The sequence below is a fragment of the Enteractinococcus helveticum genome (assembly GCF_020742345.1).
GTDB lineage: Bacteria > Actinomycetota > Actinomycetes > Actinomycetales > Micrococcaceae > Yaniella > Yaniella helvetica_A.
This window is the reverse complement of record NZ_DYXC01000063.1, coordinates 1-17,674: the sequence shown is the minus strand read 5'-3', so window position 1 is coordinate 17,674 and position 17,674 is coordinate 1. Positions and strand designations below refer to the sequence as shown.

Below are 17,674 nucleotides of genomic sequence, written 5' to 3'. Positions count from 1 at the left end.
GCAACGTTTGACAAATTCATCTATCTCTAGTTGGATTGCGGGTGACCTAAAACACACAGAGGAGAATGTCATGAGCGTCTCATCGACAAGTGCCGCACCTGATGGTGCGATTGCACAACTCACCCCCGAACAAAAGCGCAAAGAATCGCGTCGGGTGATCCTATCCAGCTATCTGGGCTCATCGATTGAGTTCTATGACTTCCTGCTTTACGCCTCGGCGTCGGCACTGATCTTCCCAACGGTCTTCTTTGCAAACCTCGACCCGTTGGCGGGCACCATTGCGTCCTACGGAACCTTTGCTGCCGGTTACCTTGCCCGGCCACTGGGCGGTGCAATCTTCGGTCACTTCGGTGACAAGCTGGGCCGCAAGAAGATGCTTGTATTGTCCATGTTCATCATGGGTATCGCCTCCACACTCATCGGACTTGTCCCCGGTTCTGCAACCATTGGGTCCTGGGGCGCGATCCTATTGATTGCATTGCGCATGTGCCAGGGGATCGCCGTGGGCGGTGAATGGGGCGGTGCTGCCCTCATGGCACTCGAACACTCAGAAAAGGGCCGCCGCGGATTCGCCGCATCCTTTACCAACGCCGGCGCCCCGACCGGTGCAGCGCTGGGAACATTCATTCTGGGCACGACAGCCGCCGTCCTGCCACATGATGACTTTATGACCTGGGGCTGGCGCATCCCGTTCCTGTTGTCGTTTGTGCTGCTGATCATCGGCATGATCGTGCGCTCGCGCATCTCCGAATCGCCGATCTTCCTGGCTGCCTTGGAAAAGGACAAGAACAACAAGACCGCTCAGAAAAAGAAACTGCCAATCATCGAGGTCCTGCGTCGTCCACGAGCCCTCATTTTGACGATGCTCGCCGGGGCATCCGGCTTCGCGCTACAGGTTTTGTTGTCGACCTTCTCAGTCGGTTACGCAACGGAATTCGGTGCAGAGCGTTCATCCGTGCTGTATGCCTTTGCACTGGCCTCGGTGATTTCGATCTTCTTCGTGATCTTCTTCGCCCACATCTCTGATCGCCTCGGACGCCGCCCGGTCATGCTGGCCGGCCTGATCATGTTTGTTGCCTACCTGCCAGCATTCTTCAAGATGATGGAATCCAATAACTGGTGGCTCATTTTCGCTGCGTTCACCATCGCGCTGGCCCTGCACGCGATCATCTTCGGGCCGTTGGCCGCGTTCATTTCCGAACAATTTGGCACCGGCGCCCGCTACACTGGCGCATCCATGGGATACCAGTTCGCGACCCTGCTGGGTGCAGGGTTCACCCCAGCCATCATTTCTTCGCTCTATGCCTCAACCGGTGGCACCTCCGTCACCCCGGTCATAATGTACCTGATTGGCTTGGCCGTCGTCTCTGGTGGCGCCATCATGCTGACCCGTGAATCCAAGGACTTCGACCTAGAAACCCAAGAACACTAACGCGCGACTGCTCGTTACTCCGGGTTCTCAAGACCGCCTATCAACTCGATGGGCGGTCTTTGCTGTGGTTGTGATGCCCGCACGGTCAGGTGTCGGGGTACTGCGCTTTGATTCCCTCGTAGGAATCCTTGATGAGAAACCGCAGAATGTCCTCATTGATGTTCTCAAGCTTGGTGAGATAGAGACACGCTTTGCTGGTCTTATGTGGCCCAAGTTCAGCCAGTTTCTCGGGGTGCTGGTCGGCGAAATGATTCAGCAGGTAGACCACCAGGTTGGCCTTGCGCGGGCTAAACCCGGCGGCCGGAGCATCACCCTCACGCCCGGATGCATACACATAGTGGTAGGTGCCAAACCCGATGATGCTCGGCCCCCACATGACTGGTTCTTCACCGGTCACCTCCCGCATCATGTCAACCATGCGCTGGGCATCGGCCCGTCGCGTTGGGTTCTCGACCTGGGCAATAAATTCGTAGGGATCAACATCCGTGGGTTGCATAACGTTACTGGATTTGGCCATGGGATCATGCTACTCGGGGTGGGAGTACAGTAGAAAGCAAAAGCCGCACCATACCGCGGCGTCGTCGTGAGTATTTCGAGGTCAACAGGTGGCAAGCCGGCCCAGTACGGGACTCCCTCCGGCCCGCTGGCGAATGTTCTTTTTGCTTCCCGCCGGGCTTGCAATGTTGGCTGCCCTCAACGGCGGACTGTTGTTGTTGAATCTGCCAGCACCGGTCGTGGCTTGGGCTGATCTGCACGGCATCCTGATGGTAGTCGGGTTTTTAGGCACCCTGATTGCTATGGAACGCGCCGTGGCGCTGCGACACCCGCTGGGTTATGTGGCCCCGGCACTGCTGGGCGCCGGGGCGCTGGTGCTATTAACCCCGCTGCCGACGAGGCTGGGCCAACTGTTGTGTATTGAAGGGGCACTGGCGTTATGCATTGTGTACCTGGTGTTATGGCACCGGTCCCGTGATGTGCTCGTGCTCGTGCATTTGCTGGGCGGCCTCCACCTGCTGATCGCCACGCTTACGTGGCTAGTTGCCCCGGTCTGGGTCCTGGTGCCCTGGTTTATTGGTTTTCTGGTGCTGACCATCAGCGCAGAACGCGTTGAACTGGCCCGGTTCCAGATGCCGCCCCACGGCACCTTAGTGCTGGTGGCCGCCACGACGGCGCTGACCGTAACCCTCACCGCCGGTTTCTTCTGGCCGGATCTTGCCGTGCGCCTCACCGGAACCCTCCTGGCTGTCTTGGTGCTGTGGCTTGTACAGCATGATGTCGCCCGGGCTGGCATCCACGGCTCCGGCCTGCGCCGCTACTCGTCGGTCGCCCTGCTGGCCGGCTACGGCTGGCTGCTTGTTGCCGCGGTGTGTTGGTTGATCTACGGCCACCAAACCTCTGGCTTTGCCTACGATGCCATCGTCCACGCCGTGATGCTGGGCTTTGCACTGTCCATGGTCATGGCCCACGCACCCATTATCTTGCCGGCCGTGCTGCGCCGTCCGCTACCGTACCGCCCCATCCTGTGGATACCACTGGGACTACTCCACATTGGGCTCATGCTGCGCGTGCTCACCGGTGATCTGCTCCAACTCACCGTGCTGTGGCAAATCGGTGGGGTCATCACCGTGGCAGCCCTGTTAGTCTTCGTGGCCACCGCAGCCACCTCAGCCCTGCTCGGCGAACCTGCCACCACCGCAACGCAAACCTCGCTGACTCATACGCCCGACCCTGCCGAAAGGACATTATGACTACCCGCGGCGCGTGGTTTATGCGCGACATCCCAGTGGTCATTTGGCTGACCACAGCGGTCATCGTCGCCCTAATTCACCCATTCTTCGACTCCTCACGGTGGCTGCTAGTCCACCTGGTCGCGCTGGGTGGGTTCACCCACTCGATCATGGTTTGGAGCCTGCACTTTACCAACGCGTTGCTCAAAACCCCCGACGTCGAATCTCGCCGCACCCAAAACATCCGCCTGATCCTGCTACAGCTCGGCATGCTGGCCGTGTTCATCGGTGTGCCCACCACCCTGTGGTGGCTGACCATCCTGGGGGCCGCCTTGATCTCCGGGGTCATCCTCTGGCACGCCGCCATGCTCACCTACCGCCTGCGCATCGCCCTGCCCGGCCGCTTCCGCATCAGCGTGCGCTACTACATCGTCGCTGCAGCCTTCCTGCCCGTGGGCGCGGCCCTGGGTGTCCTGCTGGCCCGCGGCCTGCCCGGCGACTGGCACGGCAAACTGCTCGTCGCCCACACCATGGTCAACCTCCTGGGCTGGGTGGGCCTGGCCATCCTCGGCACCCTGGTCACCCTGTGGCCCACCATGTTGCGCACCAAAATGGCTGACGGCGCCGAACGCGCCTCCGTCCGCGCCCTGCCCATCCTGGCCATCGGCCTGAGCCTCGTCGTGGCCAGCCCACTGGTGGATCTCACCTGGCTGGGCGTCATGGGCGTCGGACTCTATCTGGTCGGCACCGGCGTCGTCTATGTGCCCATCATCCAGGCCGCCCGCAGGAAAGCCCCGCATTCCTTCCCCACCCTGTCGGCCTCGGCCGCACTGCTCTGGCTGCCGATCGCCCTGGTCACACTCGCCGTCAAAATCCTCACCGACGGTTGGGCCACGCTGGCCCAAAGCTACGGCGTAGTCACCGTCATGTTCCTGGTCGGCTTCGCCCTGCAAATGCTTTTCGGTGCCCTGAGCCACCTGGTGCCCGTCGTCATCGGTGGCGGTCCGCGCCCGTTGAAAGCCGGCATCGCGGAAATCAATCGCCTGGGCACCTGGCGGGTGGTCACCGCCAACCTCGCCATCGCCCTGTGCCTGCTCCCCGTCCCATCAATCGTGCGCGTCATCCTGTCTGCCATTGCCCTGGTCGCTCTGGCGCTGGCCCTGGTGTTCATTCTGCGCGCGATTATTGTCATGATCCGTACCAAACGTGCCATGGACCATGCTGACGACGGCGAACTACCCAAGCCCGAGCCCATGGCCACCCCAAAGGTTTCTGCACCCCAGGTCATCGCCTCAGTGGCTGTCATCGCGCTGGGTGCCTCACTCGGCGTGGGCCTGGATCCCACCGCCGCAGGTCTGGGTTCAACCCCGCAGAGCCCGGTTGCCCAGGAGCAGGTTGAGCCCACCGGTGAAGTCACCGAAATCGAAGTGACCGCAGCCGATATGCGATTCTCACCGGCCTCCGTCGACGTGCCGGTCGGCAATGAACTGGTTATCCATCTCACCAATACCGATGCATCCGAAGTCCATGACCTCGTGCTGGACAACGGCGTCGACTCGGGCCGCCTGGCACCGGGGGAGTCCACCACCATTGAGGTCGGGGTCATTACCGAGGACCTCGAGGGCTGGTGCTCGATCGTCGGACACCGGCAAATGGGCATGGTCTTTGATGTCAACGCGATCGGCGCCACCTCAGCCGACGGCAACGAGCATGATCACTCCGGCGTCGTCACCCCTGGCACTGGCGCTGCCGCCGAACTGGATTTCATGGCCTCCTGGCCCGAAGACTTTGAAGGCTATGACCCCAAACTTGAACCAGCGCCGGAAACAACAATACATGAGTACACATTCGAAGTTATCGAGGAAACAATCGAAGTTTCACCTGGGGTCGAGCAAATCCGCTGGACTTTCAACGGTGACTCCACCGGACCAACCCTCCGCGGCAACATTGGTGATACCTTCCGCATCACCCTGGTCAACAACGGGACCATGGGACATTCCATCGACTTCCACGCCTCACACCTAGCACCCGATGAGCCAATGCGCACCATTGCACCCGGGAAGTCATTGGTCTATGAGTTCACCGCCGACCGCGCGGGCGTGTGGATGTATCACTGCGGCACAGCACCCATGACCGCCCACATCGGCGCGGGTATGGCCGGTGCCATCATCATCGACCCGCCCGACCTCGACCCGGTGGATCACGAGTACATCATCACCCAATCCGAGCTCTATCTCGGCGGCAACGGTGAGGCCATCGACGTCGACAAAGCCCTGGCCGCGCAAGCAGATGCCGTAATGTTCAACGGCTATGTCAACCAGTACATCGACAACCCCCTGCAAGTCACCACAGGCGATCGCGTCCGATTCTGGGTGCTCAACAATGGCCCCAATAAACCGCTAAGCTTCCACATTATCGGCGGTCAATTCGACACGGTGTATAAGGAAGGCACCTACCAGCTGCGCAACGGTCGCGGACCACTTGATCCAGCAGACTATGACGACGGCGGCGCACAAGCCCTCGACCTGATGCCAGCTCAGGGCGGGTTCATTGAGCTCGATTTCCCTGAAGCCGGGCACTACACGATGGTCAACCACATTATGGCCGACGCCGAGCACGGCGCCAAAGGCATTGTTGAAGTGACCGACTAGCTGCCTGTTGTACGATGGCGCCGTGACCGAATATCAGATTGACACCGACAACATCCTGGCGCGCCACCGACAACTTTCTGGGCTCAAATCGCTTGCGTCGTCGGCACAAAAGATGACAGACCGCAGTTTTGAACTCTACGGTCCAACCAATACTGCTGACTTCGCCAAATGGCTGGGCCGGTCGGGCAATCTCACCGCAAAGCCGCAGTTCGGTCAGCTCGTCCAGGCCCACCAGCAACTGATTACCACCCACGGCGTCTACGGTTGGTTACAAGTTCTGTTGACAGGGGCCGTGTATCAATACCAGCGCGATTACAACATGGGTGGACGCACCGCTGACACGACCTATCTGTCGCGCCAGCACGTCGACGACGTCTGCCGGCTGGGCACGCACATCGTGTTGAATTATGGTGCCCCAACGGTGGTAAACCGCAAGCTGCTGGCACATTTTATGAGCGGAAACTATGCACGACTTGTGGAACGCATCCTACCGGCGGTGGGAGCCGCGCTAGGTCAAGAAGTGCGACCCGAAGCGCTAGATGAAGGCGCCAACCCGATCTTTCGGTTGCCCCAACAGTTCTTGCAGATGGCTGTCGTCCACGAACTGGATATGCGCCCCATGGATGCTCACGAACCGGTTGCCGACGACGGTTTTACCTACCATCCCGATGAATTGGTGCAGTACGACGTCTCGACGCTTGAGGGTGCTGCCCAACAGATGCTCTACGAACTGACGATGATCACGCGCGCACTGCAAGAAGATGCCGCCCCGGCCCCGTGGAATGATCCTGCTCTGGTTCGGGCACGACTCGAAGCAACGATGGGCGTAGCTTGGGCGTCGCAGTGCCTGGATCCCCACCCCGAAGTGGATTCAGAAGAACACCGCCAGATGTACATCGAGGATTTGGTCGGCCGGGTTGAAAAGATTCAAGAACGCGGCATTATTGCTACGATTTCCGCCGAGATTTTCCAGACCCGGCAGATCGTCGAAGAGGCTGCAAATGAAGATCCTGCAACCGTCATGCTGTATGAACGAGCGATGCGCCAATCCGTAGATAATGCGGCCTGGGTGATCTTCAACTGGGTTCCAGACCTGCAAACGGGTGGTTTCTTGGCCCAACTGTTGCTGGATTACCAATTCGATACGTTCTTCAGTGAGACCGAACAAATGTGATTCAACTCGATGAGCGATGACCGGAATCCAGAGACTTGCAGTGTTGCCTCGGGGCATACGTAATAACTGTGTACTCTTGTTACATGGTGACTGTACGACCCACGCTTCGCGTATTGAAAGAACTTTACAAAGGCAAAAAACTCCCCGCTGAAGCTGCCAAGTTGTACGAGGCTGCACGTACCTCAGGTGAAGAGCAAACTCGGTTACAACTGCTGATGCAAGCGACTGAGCTCGCATGCAATCAGTCGGCAATTGTGGCCAGACGCAGTCAAACGCTTCTCAAACGGTCTCCCGGATACTCACAAGGAAATGACTGCGAAGGCTAAAGCTCCTATATACGAAGTAAGAGACAGGGTGAGCCCCGCATGGCGTGGAGCTGTAGTCCGTACCTCTAAAAATACTGCCTGAGTCATACACGTAGATCGCCACGATGAGTTTCACCACTCTGGCGTCGCTGTTGTGGAACGGCTAAGCAAAGCGAATAGTTTAGGACCTTCAAAACTCGACCTCACACTGTATGAACTCTCGCAGTATGAACACAACGTAAAGTGCACTCAAGCGGAATTATTACTGAATCTACAACGGGCCCTTGAACAAGCTCTAAAAACCACGAAAGCCTCTCCTGTTGCTCTGCCCAAAAACGAAGATTTCCGCGGCGCGGACTTGGTAATCGACATTGATTCCGCTGATGAGTTTGAGTGGAACCCTCAGACCGCTCACGAAGAGCTCGACATGGTTCGAATCCGTCTCACCATGCAGACTTATTCAGCAGCCATGTCTGAATTACTACTACAAACTTGCATCCCATTTCTGCAGCCGGATAGCTCGATGATCGAAGCTGTACAACGTAAAGACGTGATTGTACAGATCCTTATGACCAGGGCGCGCCTAGTTCACGTTCTGGGATCTTCTAGTCATGAACATCCGGTCAAATACTTCAACCCGCCGCAACCCAGCGTTCTCCACTACACCGCCAAAGTCAGTCTGACTGAAGCATATGTTCGTGGGATCGCCGTTCAGGCAATATGCGGACAATGGTGGGTGCCTATCGGAGACGAAAACACGCATAAAGGACTTCCAATTTGCCCTGAATGCGACGAAGAAGTACCATTCACTCAATTCGTTCGCAGTATTCTTAGATAGATTGCAGTATTAGAGATCGTTCAGCTCGTCCAGTTCTTCTTCGCTTAATTCGATCGGTGCGTTCACTTGCTGATGGGAAGCATGAAGAGCGTTTGCTAGCAGCTCAGCGCCGGCATCTCGAGCATCCATAAATTCTTTTAAGTCGCTCATTTTAATCCTACGATGAGTGCCAACGCGGTGAGAAGGCAAGTCTCCACGGTCCATAAAGGACAACAAGTGTGGGCGGCTCATTTTTAAAATCTTAGCTGCTTGATTCGGAGTAAGTTCTACATCATCCGCTAAAACATCTACATCAATACCCTCAGCCTGCGCCATAAGGATGCGGTGTAGGAATACTGAAAAGGCAGTATCTTTATTAGCTTCGAGGAAAGCTTTTACACGAAGGACTTCCTCTTTTGATACCTCATTTGCGCTAAGGTGTGCGATTACAGCGTCAGCCATTTTGGTATCCTTCCAAGTTATCTGTAGTAACTGTAACACCTAGCGACGACAGCAAGAGAATCTGTTGCCTATCTGTCGAATGCATCCATTGGAATTCCGTTTCACACTGCTAGGCAATTCACCACGAACTCGCCAATAATGAAGGCCCAAAGATCACATAAAGTTCCTATCCAATTCGTCCAACAATATGAATTTATTAGAGTGTAAGTACATGGCTTCCTGGCGTGTTTTCAACGCTTCTGTTTGCTCAACTAACTGCACGACCATCGGTGAGCTGACCTAACTGACGAAACCATACGCACCGCTCACCGTACTGTAGGCCTTACAGGAGATGTGTCCTCTAAGAAAAGCTCGAGGATATTCTCATTTAGAGATTTAGCCGCCTGCAACAAGTTTTACAATGTCACGAGTCGTCGTTGATACCTCTTCCTTCGTCGTATGTAGGTACTGCCGACAATGAGCTCATTGCAGACCAACGCTAAGTATTACATTCGTATTCTCGTCCTACGGCGGATGACGACGTCAAGCGTGTGGCATCGTCGTAGCGACTCCACCGGAGCTGATGAACATTCATGACGACGAAGACGCTCATTTACCAGCTCACATTTGCTACGGCGTCACCGCTAAAGCTATAGTGCTGTACAGAATCTTGAGATCCGGTTTGCAGCCCTAGCTACCCGGACAGCAACCCTCTCACCGTAGTGGGGTGCTCTAGGTGATGATTCGGCCCGACGAAAATCGTGGGCAAGTACGGTGCCTCTCACTGAAGCTCCCCGTCACGGGTGAGTTATCGGATGCGGAAGTGCCGCGAGCCCTTATGAAATGAGTGAGAAATTTTGACGATCTCTTCCATCACTGAGCTACCTACGTTCCAGCAGCTCCTCGAAGCCACCGAAAAGACCTCTCCGACTGATCAACAGCTCTTTGAGCATTTCGCCCCGGTTTTCGAAGCCATCGCTGCTGGGGCCAAGCAGCGAGAAGAAGACCACGAATTGGCGTTTGACGCATTCGAAAAACTACGTGCTTCCGGCTTCACGCGAGTACGACTGGCACGGGAGCACGGCGGAATTGGTGCATCCTTGCCGCAATTGGCGGAGCTTTTGGTCGACCTTGGGCAAGCGGATTCAAATCTGCCCCAGGCGCTGCATGGGCACTTTATGTACACTGAGCTACATCAAAATGAATCTCAGGGCACCGTTTCCTCATGGTGGCTCTCTGAAGTCGCCAATGGCAAGATCTTTGGAAATGCACTCGTCGAGCTGCCGCCCTCGACCGGTAAGCGTCCCGTATATTGGACTGATGCCGATTCATCGTCTGATGCGGTCATTGCTCATCTGACCGGTGACAAATTTTATTCGACCGGTGCAATTTTTGCTGACTACCTACTCGTCTCGGCTTCGCGCGAAGGTCGTGAAGACGAAGGACCAGTCTTTGCAATCGTCGACGCGCAACATCCAGGTGTTAACCGAATTGATGATTGGAATGGCTTTGGTCAAAGGCTGACTGCTTCGGGCACAACAACCTTCGATGAGGTCCCGGTGCTTGAAAACCGGGTGCAAGAATTCGATGTTCCTACCGGAGTGCTTGCCTATACGATCTTGTGGCTCACCCTAATTGCCACTCAGACTGGCATTGGTCAGGCAGCGCTCAAAGATATCACCGAATATGTTGCAGTACGACGTCGCACCTATAAGCACGCAACAGCAGAGACACCTGCAGAAGATCCCTTGGTTCACGAAGTCATCGGCAAAGTCTCAGCAAATGTATCTGCTGCCCGTCATATTGTTCGCGGGGCAGCAGCGGTGGCAGAACAGTCCTATATTCAGGTCCAAGGGCACACCGATCTCGAAGACCCTGTCTTTTTGGATGCGCATACGAAAGCAAATATTGCGTTGTCTGAAGCCAGCGTCGTCGTCTCCGATCTCATTCTGAACGCAACGAATCAGATTTTTGAAGCCGGTGGCGCCTCCGCAACGATCGCGTCCAAACAGCTGCACCAGCACTGGCTTAATGCACGCACGATCGCAAGCCATACGCCGCTGATTTATCGCACACAGGCGGTTGGAAATTATCGCATCAACGGTGCAATCCCACCGCATCACTCCGGCGCACGCAACTCGCAGGCTCAGTCCAATGATTCGGAAGTTGCCAAATCCAACGGGTAGGCCCAACTCGCACTGTGGGGCGTTCTATCGCTGCGACAGGACGCTCCACTCTGTGGCCAATGCCGCCTAGGTGATCTTCAACTGGGTTGCAGACCTGCAAACGGCGGAAATCCTGACACTGTTACTGCTGGACTATCAGTTCGATGCGTTCTTCAGCGAGACCGAACACCTGTGAAAGCTCTAAGCAGCCGAACCTTTCCGCTGCTCCAGCCGGCTCACTGTCCCTTCAAAAGTCTTGAAAGCCAGCCCGGATGGTTTCCAGTGCTTGACACTGTGGCCCCTGCCCCAATCTGTCTAATAGTTTCTATGAGTCTTATGAATCGGACTAATCTTCTTCTTGTGCCATAAGATGCGCCGCATGGTCACGCAGGTATTCTCGAAGGTATGGTGTTGCAAAACTCATCTTGCCGAAACCAGCGCTTCGAATCATTCCAGCCTTTAATAACCTGTCACGATAAACGCTTGCGTACTGACTAGTCTTTCCTAGTCGTTTTGCGATGTCAGATAGTCGAGAAGATCCTTCGTCCTCGGCCATCTTGACCAAGAATGTCCGATCGACTTCTGACAAGTCGACCAGGGCTGGTTCATGGACGAGCGCTCCGAGACGTGCCTGCGCTGCCAAAATGCCATCCCCAACGTGCTGCCTAGTAACTGGCCCAGATCTGCCCTGACGCCACGTGTGATAACCAACAAGTTGAATCATGAATGGATACCCATTTGTGGCGCGAGCGCATTCGTAGGCAAGTTCTTCTGTGATTGATCTCCCGCCGTTCGAGATAATTTCTTCGAAGGATTCTGCCACATCACTCACTGGTACATCTTTTAATACTTGTCGCTCTGCACGGCGAAGAAATGTCGTAGGACTCCGGTCCCCCGCCAGTAGATCTTCCACAGCCTTGGGCAAGCCAGCCATGATCATTGCGATCGGATACCCTTGACGAATAAGCATCTGGGATTCACCAGCCAGGGCGTGCATTTGCTCATCATCCAAACTGTGAATCTCATCGACCGTGATACACACTCCCGTCTCACGCGGGACAAGAATATCCAGTAATTCAGAGACGTCTTCAGCCCAGGAGAACGACGACTCTTCACCCCGAACAAACTCTCGAGACACACCGCCGAGAGGGGTTGTAAGATTCAATATAGTTGTAGTTTTACCAGCAGCCGGGGAACCTAGATTTGACTTTGCCAGGCGGGCTTTATATGCAATCCTGTCCAGCATTCCTGCGCCCGCCGTCACATGGATAACTACCCAGCCATTGGCCTGAGCCACCAACCCGAGTTCGTTCAGCATCACTGTTTTGCCGACACCTCGAGCACCAGTTATTAATTGGAGTAGATTCGGTGCTCCAGGTCCATCATCTAAAGATTCCTGAAAATCCTCCAAAATAGGCTGCCGGCCCACCAATAGGGGAGGAGTTGCGCCGGCAGTGGGTTTGAACGGATTCTTCACTCGGTCTCCAAACTTTTTATTCTTTTAGAAGTTTTATATCTTTTAGAAGTCGCCCTGCATAAGGTTTTAATTCAGTCGCACTTTTTATTTCTTTTAGAAGTTTTTATATCTCTTAGAAAGTTCTGCGATAGAGGTTAACCATCGCCTCATTCAGCGAGGCTGAACAAATGTGAAAGCTCTAAGCAGCGGAACCTTTGCGCTGCTCCAGCCGATCGGCAATCCAGACTTTAATCAGTGATTGGCGTGTGATGCCCAGTCGTTGAGCTTCATCATCGAGTGCCTCAACCATCCATCCAGGAAAGTCGACATTCACGCGTCGGGTTTCGCGCGCTGGCCGCCTCGTGCTTTCAAGGTCTAAGTGTTCGCCGACGTCCTGCCCGTCGTCGAACGCGTCATCAAAATCTTGAGTCTTCATAAATCTGCGTCTCTGCTATCTGCCCAATGACCAACCATCGAGGTTCACCTTCCGTGCGCGCTGGTATCTCAACATGGTTCACATCCTCCCAAAGCATTTGCGCGTCGAAAAATTCGATACCGTGTTTCAGCTTGTTCGTATTACTCTTGAGAGGATTAAATTCGAACTCCATAATATACCTATTTCAGTATAGAAACTATCCCTTTGGTACATATTTGCGTCTCTTCTGAATGTACTCGTGCGAGAAGCTCACCGATACGTCGGGCGAGCAGAATGTGGATATCCACCATGACGGGCTGGAATGTTCCGTCTCAACACACCGGACGGCCACGATCCGAGGACAGCATGCGCGTCAAAGAGTCTCGAGGCTAGGACGTTTCGTGTGATGTTTCGACTAGGTGATCATTTGCCGTAAATTCAGCAAGATCACTCAAGAGTTGTTCGCGCCAGCAGGCGATGTCGTGTCCACCAATATAGGTCTGAAGTGTTACCCCGGTATCGAGTCTGACGAGTTCTGCCACGACGTCCTGCGTGTGCTCAAGCAACAGGCCCTCAGCACTGCCCACTGAAATGGCAATTCTGACATGAGAGGCCGGCTGCTGTTGCAGATATTGACGAACCCATTGGGTAGCAGTGCCTGCTGAGTCGTGTTGCGTCAGCGTTCGCGGGCTTGCATTCGGCGAGGGATTCCACCAGACCGACGGAGAACAGACCGATGCATAGCCGAACACATCAGGGTAGGCGCAACCAAGAGCCATAGCGGCTACGCCCCCGAGACTTTGCCCAAGAATGATCCACTCTCCCCGGGGCGCCACAATAATATCCCGTTCGCCCAGCCAGCGGATGAACCAAGGCAGTGTGTGGTGTACAAGCGCATCGAAAATTTCCGGTCTGACACCCAAGGTTTGTCGTCGATCAGCCCGGTCAATATTGCCGATACCCAACACCACCATCGGTGGCAGCACTTGGGCCTCAATGGCAGCGTCGATCGCCTGGTAAATTTTCAGATCTCCGAACCAGTCGTCGCCATCGAAAACAACGGCCAGTGGCAGGGGAGTGTTGTGGTATCCAGGCGGAGTATACGCGTACACGGGACGAGGGCGGGACACTGCCTCCCGTGATGCCTCATGGGGGCTATCATCAAGCGCTCGGTGGAAGGATGTCACCGCCCCTTGGCCAGCAGTTATTGACTGTGACCAGAATGGTTGAGGGGGAGCGTCCGGACCCACGTAAACACTCAGCCCACCACCGCGCCCATCTGAACGAAGCGGCGGGTGTGGACTGGCTGGATCTAACGTGGTGACAAAACCGGTTTCAGGTGGTGGCCCTACCGGGAGTTCCTCATCAGCGGCAAGTGAGACAAACCCATAGGAGGCGCGCAGCCGCGTGTCCAGCTTCAGCGCAACCTCCCACCAACCGGTGTCATCAGCTCTTGTCATCCACCCTTTGGCGGTGTTGTCCTTATCGGTAACTCGGTTCATCGACAGGTGCACCTTATCCGCAACGGGATCGAAATACCGAAACATCACGGTGTGGCACCGCTGAGAACCATTCGACAGCCCAGGGCGTGCAGCACGTGGGCAGGGGTGGGGTAATGACGTATTGGGCACGCAGCTATCGCCTACTCACGATTTCTAGAACTCGTCGATCACACCAGACTAGCTGCCGTTGCATGACGTCGTCAGCACCCCGGTATGCCAGGTGGGCATCGACCATGCGGTCGACACCCACCTTGTGCGTTATGCGATGTGGTTAGAACAGGCCCACGATGTTGCCGTGTTCATCAACGTCCATGTTGTCGGAGGCTGGATCGGCTGGCAGGCCGGGCATGGTCATCATGGCACCGGTCAGGGCCACCACGAAGCCAGCACCGGCGCGGACGTTGAGTTCACGCACGGTGACCCGGAAGTCACCCGGTGCGCCCAGGGCCTTAGGGTCATCACTAAATGAATACTGAGTTTTGGCCATACACACGGGGACCTTGTCCTCGCCGGCCTCCTCCAGTTGCTGCAACTGGCGTTCGGCAGTCGCTGAGAAATCCACGCCGTCGCCACCGTAAACATGTTTGACGATGTGGTCAATGCGTTCGCGAATGCCGGTCTCCGGGGTGAACATTGGCTGGACGGTGTCGTGGGAGTCGTTGAGTACCTCGACCAGGTGTTCCGCCAGGGCTTTGGCACCCTGGCCACCATTGGCCCACACGCTCACGACTTCAGCATGCACGTCGTGTTTGGCGCAGAAGTCCTTGATCCACTGGAGCTCTTCTTCGGTATCCTGTGGGAATTGGTTAATGGCCACCACCACGGGCGCGCCCCAGGATTTCACGTTGTGCAGGTGGCGGGCCAGATTTGCAGAACCCTTCTCCATGGCTTCAATATGCCCGGGGCGCTCATCGCCCGGCTTGTTGACCTCAGCCACAGAGAGGCCACCGTTGTATTTCAACGACCGCACCGTGGAGACCACGGTTACGGCGGCAGCAGCAAAACCACCGGCAGGTCCGGTGATGTTCACGAATTTTTCGCCCCCCAGATCCGCACCGAATCCGGCTTCAGTCACCACGGTGTCAGCCAGCTCCAGGGCGGTATTGGTCGCAATCACGGAATTGGCACCGTGGGCGATATTGGCAAATGGGCCACCGTGAATCAACGCCGGGGTTCCGCCAATGGATTGGACCAGGTTTGGCCGCATCGCATCGCGCAGCAAAATTGCCATGCCACCCTGAGCACCATTCGGCCCAAGCTGTGCAGCCGTAACGGGTTGGCCGTCATAGGTCTCGGCCACAATAATGCGCGATAAGCGCTCCTTGAGATCATCAAGATCGCGCGCCAAGCAGAACACGGCCATCGTTTCTGACGCCACAGTAATTTCAAAGCCATCTTCACGTGGACTACCCGAAGCACGACCCCCTAAACCAATGACGACGTTGCGCAAGTTGCGGTCATTCATGTCCAGCACGCGCTTGATACGCACGGTGCGTGGATCAATACCCAGTTCGTTACCGTGATTGATGTGGTTATCCACCAGGTTGCACAACAGATTGTGTGCCGAAGTAATGGCATGGAAGTCACCGGTGAAGTGCAGGTTAATGTTTTCCATGGGCACCACTTGGGCGTAGCCGCCACCGGTGGCCCCACCTTTCATACCAAACACCGGACCCAGCGATGGCTCGCGCAACGCCACCATCGTCTTGGAACCCACCAGATTCAAAGCATCCGAAAGCCCCACCGAAACCGTGGACTTTCCCTCCCCGGCAGGCGTGGGGGAGGTCCCGGTCACCAAAATGAGTTTTCCGCGCTTTCCGGAACGTTGAATCTTCTGAGTGTCAACTTTGGCCATGTAGTGACCGTAGGGGATCAGCGCGTCCTCAGAGATATTGACGGTCGCTGCAATGTCAGCAATGGGCTTGAGCTCAGCGGCAAGTGATATTTCAGCATCATTCATAACCGCAACGTTAGCTACATCACACCGGTTACGGAAGATTCAGCCGCGTGTCGAGTCAATTTTTTCCTCAGCGTTCACCTGCACGGCAGTCAGACGCCATATAATCCACCCGATCAGCGCCAACGCCAGTACCACGGTAACGCTGATTGTGGCAATCGGCCAGCTCTCATAAGCCGCCGCGATCGCCTTGTATGACACTGAACCGATCGTCGTATAAATCGTCGCCCACAGCGCCCCACCGATCAGCAGTGCCGGCAAATATCGGTACCAGCGCATGCGTATGGCACCGGCAGCCAGGTTGATCGCCGTCTGGAATCCAATCGTGAGAAAAGACACGGCAACGGCGGGCGGACCCCACCGGTCAATGGCCGCTTCGGCCCGCTGATACGCGCTTGAGGCCATCACCTTCTGAATCGCACCAATTCTGTTGACGCCGCTGCGCACGGCTCGACCAATCAGGTAGGTCCCGCCGGCGCGACAAAAGATAATAAAGTACAGCCCGAACCACACCCAAATCCAGGGACCATCCCAGGACATAGGGTTGTACCAGACGCCATTGCCCATGAGCTCTCCCTTAACAGATTAGGTGCAAGTTCCTTTTCGAATTCTAGTATGCGGGAATTTCTCATCTGATGTCAGATCTTGGGCTTGCAGCTGAGCATCTCCAGGCGCTCATGCGATGATCGTTGCCGAGACCACATGGGGATATGACAGGCTAGGCTCTACCCCGTTTATCAATTGGCTGGTTTCGATATGCTCGCCAGGCAGCTAGTAGCTCCTGTCTGGAGCCATTGGGGTGCAGCTTGTACCAGGATTGTGCGAACCTGTTGTATTCGAACTGCGCAGCTGGCTCCTGCTGTTGCATGTTACGAGTCGCATACCAATGGTCCAGCGCGTCTGCAAGTGTTTGCGTGCCGTCCGTCCGGGCGAAAAAACCGCGCATTGCTTTATCAAAGCGAAACGAAGGCCCCAGTTGCTCAAGAAACCAGCCGCGCACGACTTGGCTACATCGCTGCCCTACGGGAATCATCATGTCGCCTGTCAACGTGCCAGATAATTGCGTTGAAGGTGCGGGCCTAGCCACCGTTGGTTCAGTAAATATGCGGCCATCCAAATATGCTGCGATCCGCTGAGTCAGTATCTGCTTGCTGCCGGTGGTTCGAATTCCGAGAGTTCGCGCAAATTGCGTCAGCTCTTCTTTGAGCCAGTACCACCGCAGTAGCTCTGGTCCAGGAAGTTCCGGTGTTAATGGTGGACGCTCTGAAGATGAAGAGGTCATGCGTTTACAGTATCAACATGCTGCACCTTGACCAGCACTCAGCAGAGACCACCGCTCAAGAAGCACTCGGTCGTCAGCTTGCCGAGGCCCGAACATTAGCTCACCTCACACAGCCACAGCTGGCCCAGCAAACAGCACTCCAGCAAGCAGACATCAGTCGTATCGAACATGGCTTAGGCAACCCCACACGGGATACCTTGGACAAGCTAGCAGATGCTCTGGGCATGGAAATCGTCCTGCGGCCTAAAGAAGGAGAGACAAAGGTCCAGATCTGACAACCATACTCAGACGCACGTCCACGAATGAGAAAAATCAACCAGAATTTCTCATCCGTGGGTGTCTGGTCAAAC

16 protein-coding genes and 1 riboswitch are annotated in these 17,674 nt (G+C 55.8%); of the genes, 7 read left to right on the top strand and 9 right to left on the bottom strand.

Annotated features, from left to right (window positions below; translation table 11 throughout):
- Nucleotides 1-70 precede the first annotated feature (70 nt).
- Nucleotides 71-1,432: an MFS transporter gene (locus K8V32_RS05085; RefSeq protein WP_303903859.1), complete on the top strand. Its 1,362-nt coding sequence runs from the start codon at nucleotides 71-73 to the stop codon at nucleotides 1,430-1,432.
- Between the two features lie 85 nt (nucleotides 1,433-1,517).
- Here K8V32_RS05085 and K8V32_RS05080 read toward each other — a convergent pair whose 3' ends face one another.
- Entirely contained in the window at nucleotides 1,518-1,949 is a 432-nt protein-coding gene (locus K8V32_RS05080; protein ID WP_303903855.1) for a DUF1801 domain-containing protein, read from the bottom strand.
- Between the two features lie 88 nt (nucleotides 1,950-2,037).
- Here K8V32_RS05080 and K8V32_RS05075 point away from each other — a divergent pair, with 88 nt between their 5' ends.
- The 4 genes from K8V32_RS05075 (at nucleotide 2,038) to K8V32_RS05060 (ending at nucleotide 8,127) form a co-directional block, all read left to right on the top strand.
- The gene (locus K8V32_RS05075) at nucleotides 2,038-3,180 is read left to right on the top strand and encodes a DUF8744 domain-containing protein (RefSeq protein WP_303903852.1); all 1,143 of its coding nucleotides are present in this window, start codon (nucleotides 2,038-2,040) and stop codon (nucleotides 3,178-3,180) included.
- Nucleotides 3,177-5,810, top strand: a complete 2,634-nt coding sequence (locus K8V32_RS05070) for a multicopper oxidase domain-containing protein (protein ID WP_303903849.1) — start codon at nucleotides 3,177-3,179, stop codon at nucleotides 5,808-5,810. The genes K8V32_RS05075 and K8V32_RS05070 overlap by 4 nt, the downstream gene beginning before the upstream one ends.
- Before the next feature lie 22 nt (nucleotides 5,811-5,832).
- Nucleotides 5,833-6,984, top strand: a complete 1,152-nt coding sequence (locus K8V32_RS05065; protein WP_303903846.1) for a hypothetical protein — start codon at nucleotides 5,833-5,835, stop codon at nucleotides 6,982-6,984.
- Between the two features lie 459 nt (nucleotides 6,985-7,443).
- The gene (locus K8V32_RS05060) at nucleotides 7,444-8,127 is read left to right on the top strand and encodes a DUF3039 domain-containing protein (RefSeq protein WP_303903842.1); all 684 of its coding nucleotides are present in this window, start codon (nucleotides 7,444-7,446) and stop codon (nucleotides 8,125-8,127) included.
- Nucleotides 8,128-8,136: 9 nt separating this feature from the next.
- Here the strand turns inward: K8V32_RS05060 and K8V32_RS05055 are convergent, their stop codons facing one another.
- Nucleotides 8,137-8,568 (bottom strand): helix-turn-helix domain-containing protein, encoded by a 432-nt coding sequence (locus tag K8V32_RS05055; protein ID WP_303903839.1) that lies wholly within the window; start codon nucleotides 8,566-8,568, stop codon nucleotides 8,137-8,139.
- Between the two features lie 645 nt (nucleotides 8,569-9,213).
- A riboswitch (SAM riboswitch) is annotated at nucleotides 9,214-9,325 on the top strand.
- A 79-nt stretch (nucleotides 9,326-9,404) separates the two neighbouring features.
- Between K8V32_RS05055 and K8V32_RS05050 the strand changes: the two genes are divergently transcribed.
- Entirely contained in the window at nucleotides 9,405-10,733 is a 1,329-nt protein-coding gene (locus K8V32_RS05050; RefSeq protein ID WP_303903836.1) for an acyl-CoA dehydrogenase family protein, read from the top strand.
- A gap of 325 nt (nucleotides 10,734-11,058) precedes the next feature.
- On the opposite strand, the gene K8V32_RS05045 is transcribed toward K8V32_RS05050, so the two are convergent.
- The 7 genes from K8V32_RS05045 to K8V32_RS05020 form a co-directional block, all read right to left on the bottom strand.
- Nucleotides 11,059-12,141, bottom strand: coding sequence for an ATP-binding protein (locus K8V32_RS05045; RefSeq protein ID WP_303903867.1), 1,083 nt, complete (start codon nucleotides 12,139-12,141; stop codon nucleotides 11,059-11,061).
- A gap of 226 nt (nucleotides 12,142-12,367) precedes the next feature.
- Nucleotides 12,368-12,604 (bottom strand): type II toxin-antitoxin system BrnA family antitoxin, encoded by a 237-nt coding sequence (brnA, locus tag K8V32_RS05040; protein WP_303903833.1) that lies wholly within the window; start codon nucleotides 12,602-12,604, stop codon nucleotides 12,368-12,370.
- The gene (locus K8V32_RS14620; RefSeq protein WP_369681043.1) at nucleotides 12,585-12,776 is read right to left on the bottom strand and encodes a BrnT family toxin; all 192 of its coding nucleotides are present in this window, start codon (nucleotides 12,774-12,776) and stop codon (nucleotides 12,585-12,587) included. The genes brnA and K8V32_RS14620 overlap by 20 nt, the downstream gene beginning before the upstream one ends.
- A gap of 196 nt (nucleotides 12,777-12,972) precedes the next feature.
- Nucleotides 12,973-14,130 carry an alpha/beta hydrolase gene (locus tag K8V32_RS05035; RefSeq protein ID WP_303903864.1) on the bottom strand — a complete coding sequence of 386 codons (1,158 nt, stop codon included), beginning with the start codon at nucleotides 14,128-14,130 and terminating at the stop codon, nucleotides 12,973-12,975.
- 226 nt (nucleotides 14,131-14,356) lie between these two features.
- Nucleotides 14,357-16,045: a formate--tetrahydrofolate ligase gene (locus tag K8V32_RS05030; protein ID WP_303903831.1), complete on the bottom strand. Its 1,689-nt coding sequence runs from the start codon at nucleotides 16,043-16,045 to the stop codon at nucleotides 14,357-14,359.
- A 39-nt stretch (nucleotides 16,046-16,084) separates the two neighbouring features.
- Nucleotides 16,085-16,609: a DedA family protein gene (locus K8V32_RS05025; RefSeq protein ID WP_303903828.1), complete on the bottom strand. Its 525-nt coding sequence runs from the start codon at nucleotides 16,607-16,609 to the stop codon at nucleotides 16,085-16,087.
- 151 nt (nucleotides 16,610-16,760) lie between these two features.
- The gene (locus K8V32_RS05020) at nucleotides 16,761-17,324 is read right to left on the bottom strand and encodes a DUF6434 domain-containing protein (protein WP_303903826.1); all 564 of its coding nucleotides are present in this window, start codon (nucleotides 17,322-17,324) and stop codon (nucleotides 16,761-16,763) included.
- 17 nt (nucleotides 17,325-17,341) lie between these two features.
- Between K8V32_RS05020 and relB the strand changes: the two genes are divergently transcribed.
- Nucleotides 17,342-17,599: a type II toxin-antitoxin system RelB family anti-toxin gene (gene relB, locus K8V32_RS05015; RefSeq protein WP_303903823.1), complete on the top strand. Its 258-nt coding sequence runs from the start codon at nucleotides 17,342-17,344 to the stop codon at nucleotides 17,597-17,599.
- The last annotated feature ends 75 nt before the right edge of the window (nucleotides 17,600-17,674 follow it).

Excerpts from the sequence above, each read along its gene's own strand:
- brnA (WP_303903833.1), bottom strand. The coding sequence starts at position 12,604 with ATGAAGACTCAAGATTTTGATGACGCGTTCGACGACGGGCAGGACGTC.
- K8V32_RS05070 (WP_303903849.1), top strand. The coding sequence starts at position 3,177 with ATGACTACCCGCGGCGCGTGGTTTATGCGCGACATCCCAGTGGTCATT.
- K8V32_RS05030 (WP_303903831.1), bottom strand. The coding sequence starts at position 16,045 with ATGAATGATGCTGAAATATCACTTGCCGCTGAGCTCAAGCCCATTGCT.
- K8V32_RS05080 (WP_303903855.1), bottom strand. The coding sequence starts at position 1,949 with ATGGCCAAATCCAGTAACGTTATGCAACCCACGGATGTTGATCCCTAC.
- K8V32_RS05020 (WP_303903826.1), bottom strand. The coding sequence starts at position 17,324 with ATGACCTCTTCATCTTCAGAGCGTCCACCATTAACACCGGAACTTCCT.
- K8V32_RS05085 (WP_303903859.1), top strand. The coding sequence starts at position 71 with ATGAGCGTCTCATCGACAAGTGCCGCACCTGATGGTGCGATTGCACAA.
- relB (WP_303903823.1), top strand. The coding sequence starts at position 17,342 with ATGCTGCACCTTGACCAGCACTCAGCAGAGACCACCGCTCAAGAAGCA.
- K8V32_RS05055 (WP_303903839.1), bottom strand. The coding sequence starts at position 8,568 with ATGGCTGACGCTGTAATCGCACACCTTAGCGCAAATGAGGTATCAAAA.
- K8V32_RS14620 (WP_369681043.1), bottom strand. The coding sequence starts at position 12,776 with ATGGAGTTCGAATTTAATCCTCTCAAGAGTAATACGAACAAGCTGAAA.
- K8V32_RS05035 (WP_303903864.1), bottom strand. The coding sequence starts at position 14,130 with ATGTTTCGGTATTTCGATCCCGTTGCGGATAAGGTGCACCTGTCGATG.
- K8V32_RS05025 (WP_303903828.1), bottom strand. The coding sequence starts at position 16,609 with ATGGGCAATGGCGTCTGGTACAACCCTATGTCCTGGGATGGTCCCTGG.